The sequence below is a fragment of the Pseudomonas sp. W3I7 genome (assembly GCF_030816095.1).
GTDB lineage: Bacteria > Pseudomonadota > Gammaproteobacteria > Pseudomonadales > Pseudomonadaceae > Aquipseudomonas > Aquipseudomonas salomonii.
Genome location: NZ_JAUSXP010000001.1, coordinates 2408598 through 2419768, shown reverse-complemented (window position 1 = coordinate 2419768; position 11171 = coordinate 2408598). Strand labels below are relative to the sequence as shown.

Genomic DNA, 11171 nt, shown 5'->3' with positions numbered 1-11171 from the left:
GGTTCAAATCGCCTCTAGTTCGCTCAAAAAGTCACGAAGGTCATCAAAATCTTCCGCGCTGCCGGCGTGGAAGGTGGCAGCGGCCTGCACATAGGCGCGCAACGTTTCGGTCTGGAACACTTCCACCAGCGGCACTTCCAGCCCCAGTTCGGCCTGCACCCGCGAAGTGATCTGGATCGCCAGCAGGGAGTGGCCGCCCACTTCGAAGAAGTTATCGTCCAGGCCCACGCGAGGCAGGTGCAGAATCTCGGCCCAGATCGCGGCGATTTGCTGCTCCAGCTCGGTTTGCGGGGCGACGTAGTGCTGCTGCATCTGGCTCGCATCCGGCTCGGGCAGGCCCTTGCGGTCGAGTTTGCCGTTAGGCGTGAGTGGCATCTGCGCCAGGAACATGAAGTGCGTGGGCACCATGTAATCCGGCAAGCGGGTTTTCAGCGCACGGCGCAGGCTGTCGCGGAACTCGGTTTCATTTGGCTGCGCGGTTGCTGGAACCACATAAGCCACCAGTTGTTTGCCGTTCGGGCCTTCCTGGGCCACGACAACGGTTTCGCCAACGCTGTCCTGCTCACGCAGGCGCGCTTCGATTTCACCCAACTCAATACGGAAACCACGGATTTTTACTTGGTGATCGACACGCCCGAGGTAATCCACCACGCCATCTGCGCGGCCACGGGTCAGGTCGCCACTGCGGTACACGCGGCTGCCGGGTTTGCCGAACGGGTCCGGCACAAAGCGTTCGGCAGTCAGTGCCGGGCGCTCCAGATAACCGCGGGCCACGCCTTCGCCGCCCAGGTACAACTCACCGGCCACGCCGATGGGTTGCAGGTTGAGTTGCGAGTCCAGCACGTAGCCGCTGCGGTTGCCCAACAGCGTGCCGATCGGCGCATAGACCGCGCCGCAGGGGTCGCCGCGACGGGCTTTCCACAGCAATGGCGTAACCACGGTTTCGGTCGGGCCGTAGCCGTTGAACAGGTAGGTTGGTTTCAGTGCGCGCCAAGCCAGGTCGTAACTGGCCTGCGCCACCGCATCACCGCCGAAGCAGTACACACGCACGTTGGGCGGGTTGCCATCGCGCTCGGCATGCTCGGCCAGCTGTTGCAGGTACACCGGCGGGAACACCGCCATGGTCACGTTGTGGCGGTGCATTTGCTGGTAGGTGTATTCCGGCAGCCACAGGCTGTCATCGCGGATCAGCACGCTGGCGCCATTGATCAGCGGGTGCATCCAGCCTTCATGGGAACCGTCGAAGGCAAAAGACATGAAGTGCAATTCGCAGTCGGCCGGGCCGGTTTCGTAGCGTTCGCCGGTGGCGATGATGTGCGCCACCAACGGGCCGTGGGAAACGGCAACGCCCTTGGGCATGCCGGTGGAGCCGGAGGTGTAGATCACGTAGGCGAGGTTGTCGCCGTCCAGATCGACCTTCGGCGCGGTATCGCTATAACCGGCCCAGTCTTCGGTGCGGTCAATGGCCAGGGTTTCAAGCCCTTGCGCTACCGGCAATTGCGCCAAGGCGCTGGTGTGGCTCAGCAGCAATTTCGCACGGCTGTCTTGCATCATGTACAGCAAGCGGTCACGCGGGTATTCGATGTCCAGCGGCACATACACGCCACCGGCTTTCATCACTGCAAGGAACGCCACCATGATTTCCGCACTGCGCGGCATGGCAATCGCCACCCGCACTTCCGGGCCGACGCCACGGGCGATCAGCGCATGGGCCAGGCGGTTGGCCTGGCTGTCCAGCTCGCCATACGTCAGGGTTTGCGCATCGAACTTGACCGCCACCGCACCCGGGTTTTCCCGAGCGCGATCGGCGAACAGCTCGTGCACCAGGCGTGTGGCCGAAAAGCCGGCGTCGGTCTGGTTCCACAGCTGCAGGATGTGCTGTTGCTCATCCTGGCTGAGCAGGTTCAACTGGCCGATGGGCTGCTGCTGGTCGGCGACCATCGCCTGCAACAGGTTTTGCCAGTGACGGGCCATGCGTTCAATGGTCGACGCTTCGAACAGGTCGGTCGCATAGCTCAGGGACGCGCTCAACTGGTCACGGGACTCCTCGATATCCAGGGTAAGGTCGAAATGCGCAGCCGTTTCGTCCCAAGTCACCGGGCTCATGTCCAACTGCGCCAGGCGCTGTAAATGCTCGCCGGCCAGGCTGATGTGGTGGTTGAACGCCACCTGGAACAACGGGCTCAAGCTCAGGCTGCGCTCAGGTTGCAAGGCCTCGACCAGTTGCTCGAACGGCAGGTCCTGATGGGCCTGGGCTTCCAGGGCGCGCTGCTTGACCTGCTGCAGCAACTGGGCAACGGTGGTTTGCGCGTCGATCTCGGCCTTGAGCACCTGGGTGTTGACGAAGAAGCCGATCAGCCGTTCGGTTTCAACACGGTTGCGGTTGGCAATCGGCACGCCGACACGGATGTCCCGCTGGCCGCTGTAGCGGTGCAATAACGCGTGGTAGGAGGCCAGCAGCAGCATGAACAGCGTCACACCTTCGCGCTGGGCCAACAACTTGAGGTTATCGAGCAGCGGGGTCGGCAGCGCAATATACAGACGCGCGCCGCGATGAGACGGTACCGCAGGGCGCTGTTGATCAAAAGGTAACTCCAGCACCGGTTGCTCGCCACCGAGCAGTTCACGCCAGTAGTCGAGCTGGCGCGTCTTTTCACCGGCTTCCATCCAGTCGCGCTGCCATTTTGCGTAGTCGGCGTACTGGATCGGCATCGCCGGCAATTGCAGGGTCTGGCCTTGGCTGTAGGCCGTATACAACTGCACCAGTTCGTCGACCAACACTTGCATCGACCAGCCGTCGGAAATGATGTGATGTTGCACCAGGACCAGCACATGCTCGTCTTGCGCCAGGCGCAAGAGGCTTACACGCATCAGCGGCCCCTGACGCAGATCGAACGGTTGCGCCACCAGCGCTTGCACCGTGGATTTAAGCTGTGCTTCGTCGGTGAGCTGCGACACGAGTTCGATCCGCGCCTGTGGGCTGACCACTTGCACCGTGCGGTCGCTTTCTTGCTGCAAATGCGTGCGCAGGCTGTCATGGCGCGCCACCAGGGTATCGAAGGCACGTTGCAGGGCACTGCGGTCCAGCGGACCTTTCAAGCGCAGCGCACTCGGCACGTGATAGGCCGAACTGTGCGGGTCCAGTTGCCAGAGGAACCACTGCCGTTCCTGGGCGTAGGATAGCAACCATGGCTGATCGCGGTCCGCCGCCACCATCGCCGGCGCCGAAGCGCTGACCGCGGCCAGAGTGTTGGCCCCTGCCAGAGTGTTAACAAAGTCGCCCAGCACGGGCTGCTCAAACAGCGTGCGCAGTGCAACTTCGAGACCCAGGCCATGGCGCAAGCGGGACACCACCTGCGTGGCGAGCAACGAATGCCCGCCCATCTCGAAGAAGTGATCGTTGAGCCCAACCCGTTCGGCGCCCAGCACTTGAGCCCAGATAGCCGCGACGCGTTGCTCGGTCTCGGTGACCGGGGCAACCCAATCGACCAGGGCTTGGCTGATATCCGGCTTGGGCAGCGCGGCACGGTCCAGCTTGCCGTTGGGGCTCAGAGGCAAGCGCTCCAGCACCAGCAGATGCGCCGGAACCATGTAGTCCGGCAGCTCTTGGCGCAACGCGGCCTTGAGCTGCGTGCGCAATTGAGCCTGCTCGGTGTCGGACAACGACTGGTTGGCCACGACATAGCCGACCAACTGGTTGTCCGCCGCGATCACCAGCGCCTCGCGCACACTGGCCTGGGCCAGCAGACGCGCTTCGATTTCGCCCAACTCGATACGGAAACCTCGCACCTTGACCTGATGGTCTATTCGCCCCACGTACTCGATCATCCCATCGGCGCGGTAGCGCGCCAGGTCACCGGTGCGGTACAAACGGCCGACGCCGTCAGCGCAGAAGGGATCGGGAATGAAGCGGTGGGCCGTCAGGTCCGCACGCTTGAAATAACCCCGCGCCAGCAGCGGCCCGCCGATCACCAACTCGCCCGCGACACCTACCGGCACCGGGTTGAGGTTGGCATCCAGCAGGTAAATGGCACGGCCATCCAGCACGCGGCCAATCGGCATCATCGACGGCAAGGCCTCACGGCCCTCGACATACGCGGCGCAGTCCAGGGCAGTGGCGGTCACCGTGGCTTCGGTAGGCCCGTAGGTATTGAGCAACCGCACATGCTGCAAGCCCGCTGCGCGCCAGGCATTCAGCCCTTCAGGCGGCATGGCTTCGCCGCCAATGTGCAGTTGGCGCAAGCGCCCGTAATCACGTGGGCCCAGGTCTGCAAAATCGCGCACCAGAGCCAGCCAATAGGCCGTGGTCAGGTCGACCACGGAAATATCGTGTTCAATCAGTTGCTGGTAGAAGGTGTCGCTGTCCCAAAGTTCGCCACCGCGCACCACCACCGCCGCACCGCAGCACAGCGCCGGGTAGAGCTGCTCGACAAAGCCGTCGAAGTTGAAGGTGCCAAATTGCAGCACGCGGTCATGGGCTTGCAGCGCAAACAGTTCGGTGAAGACCTCCACATGCCGGGCCAGGGACGCGAGGTCGATGCCCACGCCTTTTGGCCTACCGGTCGAGCCGGACGTGAACATCACGTAGGCCAGGTTGGCCGGCTGCGCCCTCGATTCGGGGTTTTCAGCGCTGTAGTCGGCCAACCAGTCTGCGCCGGACTCCAGGCACACAAGCGTCAGGTTCGCGCTGATCGGCAGATTCGCCACCAATGGCTGCTGAGTCAGCAGTAATTGCAGACCGCTGTCCTCGATCATGCATTGCAGGCGTTCGGCCGGGTATTTCGGGTCCAGCGGCACATAGGCGCCACCGGACTTGAGCACCGCCAGCAAGCCGACGATCATTTCCAGGGAACGGTCGACCGCAACGCCCACCAGCGTGTCGGCGCTGACGCCCAACGCGATCAGGCGATGGGCCAGGCGGTTGGCGCGCAAGTTGAGGTCGGCGTAGGTCATACGTTGCTGATCCAGGATCAGCGCGATGTTTTGCGGGTGCAACGCGGCGTGTTGTTCGAAGCGCTGCAATACGCTTGCCTTGGCCGGTTGAGCGACACTGCGCGGGTTCCAGTCTTGCAGCATGCGGGTGTATTCAGAATCCAACAGCAAGGGGATGGCGCCCACGGCTTGCTCCGGCGCCTGGATAAATTGCTGCAGCACGCCCTGCAAGTAGGTGCCAATGTGCTGCACGGTGTCGGTCGCAAACTCCGCACGCAGGTATTCCAGGTGCAGGCTCAGGCGCTCGCCGCCGTGCACGGTCAGTGTCAACGGGTAGTTGGTGCGCTCCTGATGACTGACGCCACTGAAACGCAAACCGCCCTCGCCCGACTGCTCCAGCGTCTTGGCCACCGGGAAGTTTTCGAACACCACCAGCGTGTCGAATAACGCCTCACCGGCCGAACCGGCCCAGCGCTGGATATCAAACAGCGGCGTGTGTTCATGCTCGCGCATTTCCAAGTTCAGTGCCTGCACGCATCGCACCCAATCGCTGACGCTTTGCGCCGGACTGGCGGCAGCAATCAGCGGCAAGGTGTTGATGAACAGGCCGACGTGCTGCTCGACATTCGCCAGCTGCGCCGGGCGCCCAGACACCGTCACCCCACAGGCGACGCTGGACTGGCCGGTGTAGCGTTGCAGCAGCAACAGCCACGCCGATTGCACCAGGGTGTTGAGGGTCACTTGGTGCGCACGGGCGAAGGCCGAAAGGCGCTGAGTCTGGATGGCATCCCACTCACAAAAGACTTCACCGTATTCACCCGCACTCTGCGCCGGGCTTTTGAGCACGCTGCGCGCCAGATGCGTCGGCTCGTCCAACTGCGCCAGGCGCTGGCGCCAAAAGGCCTCGCCCAACGCCGGATCCTGCCGTTGCAACCAGGCGATATGCTGGGAAAACCCCGCGCCCACCGGCGCCAATGCCTGGCCCTTGCAGGCCTGCAGCACTTCATTGAGCACCAGTGCATTGCTCCAGCCATCCATCAGGATGTGATGACTGGTGTAGATCAAGTGCCAGCGGTCTTCAGCCGTACGTACCAACGCCACCCGCAGCAACGGCGGACGCGCCAGCTCGAAGCCCTCGCGATGGTGCTCGGCGGCCAGGCTATCCAGGGCGGCAGGAAGGTCCTGATGCCCGCGCCAGTCGAATTCGGTGAACGGCAAGCTGACCTGCCGATACACCACTTGCAGGGCTTGGCCCTGGTCGTCCTGCCAGACAAACCCGGTACGTAACATGTCATGCCGGGCCAGCACTTGCGCCCAGGCGCGCAGGAAGACTGCCACGTCCAGGCCGTGCACATCGGCGCGCAGCTGGCTGACGTAAATGTCATCCTCGCCCTGTTGGTAGAGGCTGTGAAACAACATGCCCTGTTGCATCGGCGACAGCGGGTACAGGTCCTGCACGTCCCTTGCTGGCAGTGCAAGGTCGTCAAGCTGGGGTTGGGTCAATTGCGCCAGGGTCACGTCGGCCGGTGTCAGGCCGCCCTGTTTCGGATCGACGCAATGGGCGATCAGTGCCAGCAATTCCTGCTGAAAATCATCCGCCAGGTGCTGGACAGTCGCCACCTCGAACATCTCACGGCTGAACCCCCACTGCAGGGCCAATTCACCGCCGTACACCTGGCCTTCCACCGTCAGCCAGTTGGCCAGCGGCGCCTGCGGGTCCTGGGCTTGCCCACTGCCCTGGGTGGCGGGCACGAATAACGCCGACTCGTTGAACTGGCGGTCGAACTGCCCCAAGTAGTTGAACGTGATGCGTGGCGCGGCCAGGTTCGAGAGCGCTTCACGGGCGTCAGGCGTGCCGAGGTAGCGCAGCAGGCCATAGCCAATGCCTTTGTGCGGCACGGCGCGCAGTTGTTCCTTCACCGACTTGATGGCCGCCGACAACTCGCCATCGGCGTGCAGGCGCACCGGGAACAGGCTGGTGAACCAGCCCACGGTGCGGCTCAAGTCAAGCGTGTCGAACAGGTCTTCACGGCCATGGCCTTCCAGCTGGATCAGTGCGGCAGGCTGCTCGCTCCAGCGGCTGACCACGCGCGCCAGCGCGGTGAGCAGCAGGTCATTGACCTGGGTGCGGTAGGCCGCCGGGGCGTCTTGCAGCAGTTGACGGGTGTGTTCGGCGCTCAAGCGGATTTCGAGCTTGCTGCCCAGGCGATTCTGCAGGCCGCCCTGGGGGTTGTCGCAGGGCAGGTCGGCGCTCGCGGTCTGGGCCTGCCAGTACGGCAGTTGGTTGCCCAGCGTCAGCGCATGGGCCTGCAACTGCTGCGCCCAGTCTTGGTAGGCGCTGGTCTTGGCCGGCAACGCCGCGTTGCGGTAAGCCTGTTGCAGGTCTTCGAGCAGGATGCGCCACGACACGCCATCGACCACCAGGTGATGCACCACCAGCAGCAGGCGCTGGGCGCCGTTTGCCATCGAGACCAGTACTGCGCGCAGCAGCGGCCCCTGTTCAAGGTCGAGGCTGCGGTGTGCCTCGTCGCAAAGTGCGGCCAGCTCAGCCTCGTCAGCAACCTGCGCCTGCCACACTGAAACGCTTGCAACCGGCTCGGCGTGGGCCTGCTGCCAACCGTCTGCCTGTTGCACAAAACGCAGGCGCAGGGCGTCATGGTGGTTGATCATGCGGGTCAAGGCCGCGTCCAGGCGCGCGGGCTCCAGGGTTTCGCGCGCGGCCAACAGCAGCGACTGGTTCCAATGCTGACGCGCCGGGATCACCTGTTCGAAAAAGCTGTGTTGCACGGGCGTGAGGATCACCTCGCCGCTGACCGGGCCTTGATCGATCACCGTCGCCTGTTCAAAGCTGGCCACCAGCGCCAGGCTGCGCACGCTCTGGTACTGGAACAGGTCACGCGGGCTGAGGCGAATCCCCGCCTGACGGGCGCGGCTGACCACTTGGATGGAGATAATCGAGTCGCCACCCAGCTCAAAGAAGTTGTCGTCCAGACCCACTTGCGCGGCGCCGAGCACATCGCTCCAGATCGCTGCCAGGGCCTTTTGCAGTTCGCTTTCGGGCGCGACAAAGGCTTGTTGCGGCGCGGCATCCGGCAATGGCAGCGCCTTGCGGTCGAGCTTGCCGTTGGCGGTGACCGGCAATTTGGCCAGGGTGACGAAGTGCGTGGGCACCATGTATTCCGGCAGGCTGCTGAGCAGCCAGGCCTTGAGGTTGGCCGGCTCTTCACCTTCGTTAACCAGGTAGGCAACCAGCTGTTTGCCGCCCTGCACCAGTACCACGGCTTCGCGCACCTGCGGGTGTTGCATCAGCCGGGTTTCGATTTCGCCCAGCTCGATACGCAAACCGCGCAGCTTGACCTGATGGTCGAGACGGCCGAGGTATTCGATCACGCCATCGGCACGCTGGCGCACGCGGTCGCCAGTGCGATACAGGCGCTCGCCGTCAACAAAAGGGCTTGGCACAAAGCGCTCGGCGGTCAAGCCCGGGCGGCGGTGATAGCTGCGCGCCAGGCCGACACCGCCCAGGTACAACTCGCCTGAAACGCCGGCGGGTACGGGGTTGAGCTGGGCGTCGAGCACATAGGTGGCCAAGTTGGCAATCGGGCGGCCGATGGGCACGCTGTCGGCGCCTTCGTCGACGCATGTCCAGTGGGTGACGTCGATGGCGGCTTCGGTGGGGCCGTAGAGGTTGAACAAACCCGCCGCTGGCAGCTTGGCGAACACTTGCAGTTGCGCGTCCAACGGCAAGGCTTCGCCGCTGCACACGATGCGCTTGAGGTTCGTGCAGGCACCCACGCCAGGCTCATGGATAAACGCCTGGAGCATCGACGGCACGAAGTGCAAGGTGGTGATGGCGTGGCGACCGATGGTCTCGATCAGCCGCGCCGGCTCGCGATGTTCGCCGGGCGCGGCTACCACCAGGCGAGCGCCGGTCATCAATGGCCAGAAAAACTCCCACACCGACACATCAAAGCTGAACGGGGTTTTCTGCAAGACCGCATCGCTGGCGTCCAGGCCGTAAGCCTGCTGCATCCAGCACAAGCGGTTGACCAGCGCGCGATGGCTGTTGCCGGCGCCCTTGGGTTTGCCGGTGGAACCGGAGGTGTAAATCACGTAGGCCAGGTTGAGCGCCTGGATGGCCACGGCCGGTGATTCGCTGCTATAGCCGTCAAGCCAACCCGGCGCCTGGTCCAGAACGAGCACTTGCACGCCATGAATCGGCAGCAAAGCCTGCAGGCTCTGCTGGCTGAGCAACAGCTTGATGCCGCTGTCTTCGATCATGTAGGCGAGGCGTTCCTGGGGGTATTCCGGGTCCAACGGCACGTAGGCGCCGCCGGCCTTGAGGATCGCCAGCAAACCCACCACCATTTCGACCGAGCGCTCCACACAGATACCCACCAGCACGTCGGGACCAACGCCCTGCTCGCGCAAGGCATGGGCCAACTGGTTGGCGCGGGCGTCGAGCTGGGCATAGCTCAAGGTGCTCGCACCAAACACCAGCGCCGGGGCCTCCGGGGTGCGCTGCACCTGCTCTTCAATGAGCCGATGCACACCTTGCTCCGTCGGGTACGCCTGGGCCGTCTGGTTCCATGCCTGAACCAGCACCTGCTGCTCATCCGCGGCCAGCATCGGCAGCTCACCGATGCGGTGTTGGTCGCCGGCCACCATCGCGTGCAACAGGCTGACCCAGTGCTCGGCCATGCGTGTAATAGAGGGTGCGTCAAACAGGTCGTTGGCGTAGGTCAACGCGGCATGCAAGGTGCCGGACTTTTCATAGGTGTCCAGGGTCAGGTCGAACTGGGTGGTACGGCCTTGCCACTCCACCAGCGCCAATTCCAGCCCGGAGGCGGTGCTCACCGAGGCAATATCCGCCACCACTGGCTGGTGGTTGTACATCACCTGAAACAGCGGTGTATGGCTCAGGCTGCGCTCGACCTTGAGGGCTTCCACCAGGCGTTCGAACGGCAGCTCCTGATGGGCCTGGGCGCCCAACGCATGCTCCTTGATGCCTTGCAGCAACTCGGCGACACGGGTTTGCCCGGTCAACTCGGTGCGTAGCACCTGGGTGTTGACGAAGAAACCAATCAGCCCTTCGACTTCGCTGCGATTGCGATTGGCAATCGGCACACCGACGCGGATATCGCCCTGCCCCGTGTAGCGATGCAACAACACGTTGAAAGCGCCCAGCAGCAACATGAACAGGGTGACGTTGTGCTTTTGCGCACAACTGCGCAGCTGCGCCGCGAGGCCTGAATCGATGGCGAAATTATGCCGGGTGCCCTGGTAGCTGGGCATGGCCGGACGCGGGCGCTCGGTGGGCAGCTCCAACACCGGATGCTCGTCACCCAGACGGGCCTGCCAGTATTCAAGCTGGCGTGCCTGCTCCCCCGCTTCCAGCCAACGCCGCTGCCACAGGGCGTAGTCGCTGTACTGGATCGGCAGCGCCGGCAATTGCGGTGTTTGGTTGCGTTCGTGGGCGTCGTAGCAGCGAATGAACTCGTCGATCAGCACATTCATCGACCAGCCATCGGAGACGATGTGGTGCAGGGTCAGCAGCAGCACATGCTCCTGCGCATCCAGCTTTAGCAATTGCACGCGCAGCAGCGGGCCGTGCTCCAGATCGAAGGGCAACAGCGATTGACGGGTCGCCGCCTGGTTGACGGCCTGCTCGCGCTCGTCAAAGGCCAGCGCACTGAAGTCCAGATGCTCGACGGCAACCGAAGGCTCGATGGCAACTTGCAGCAAGCGATCGTCGGCCTGGCGCTGGAAGACCGTGCGCAGTGTTTCATGACGTGCCACCAGGCTTGCGAATGCCTGCTCCAGTGCGCGCAGGCTGAGGGCGCCTTTTAACCGCACGGCGCCAGGCAAGTTGTAGGCGCCACTGGTCGGGTCCAGTTGCCACAGAAACCACATGCGCTGCTGCGCGTAGGACAGCGCCTGGCGATCCTCCACCTCCACCCCTGCCGGAATTGGAAACCGCGAAAAATCCACGCCTTCTTTCTGTAGGGCTTGCAGGAAAACCTGGCGTTTTTCCAGGGGCAACCCGATAAACCGGCGAGCAAGTTTCAAGGAGTCTTCAGCATTCATTTCTTGGAGTCCGGAACAATAGGCAGGAAGCACAAAGGCACGTCGTCCCTATAAAACGAACCGGACAAGGAAAAATTAGCGGGGCGTAAGCGGCGTTAAGCGCGGTGTCATCAGGGGTTACATCAATCTCAGCCAAGGCTCGCAAACTCCGG

Annotated in this window: 1 protein-coding gene; it reads right to left on the bottom strand. The window is 63.4% G+C overall.

Annotated elements, in window-relative coordinates; all coding sequences use genetic code 11:
• Window positions 1–3: 3 nt before the first annotated feature.
• A complete protein-coding gene (locus QF043_RS11265) occupies window positions 4–11019 on the bottom strand; it encodes a non-ribosomal peptide synthetase (protein ID WP_307418525.1) in 11016 nt (3671 codons plus the stop codon).
• Window positions 11020–11171 lie beyond the last annotated feature (152 nt).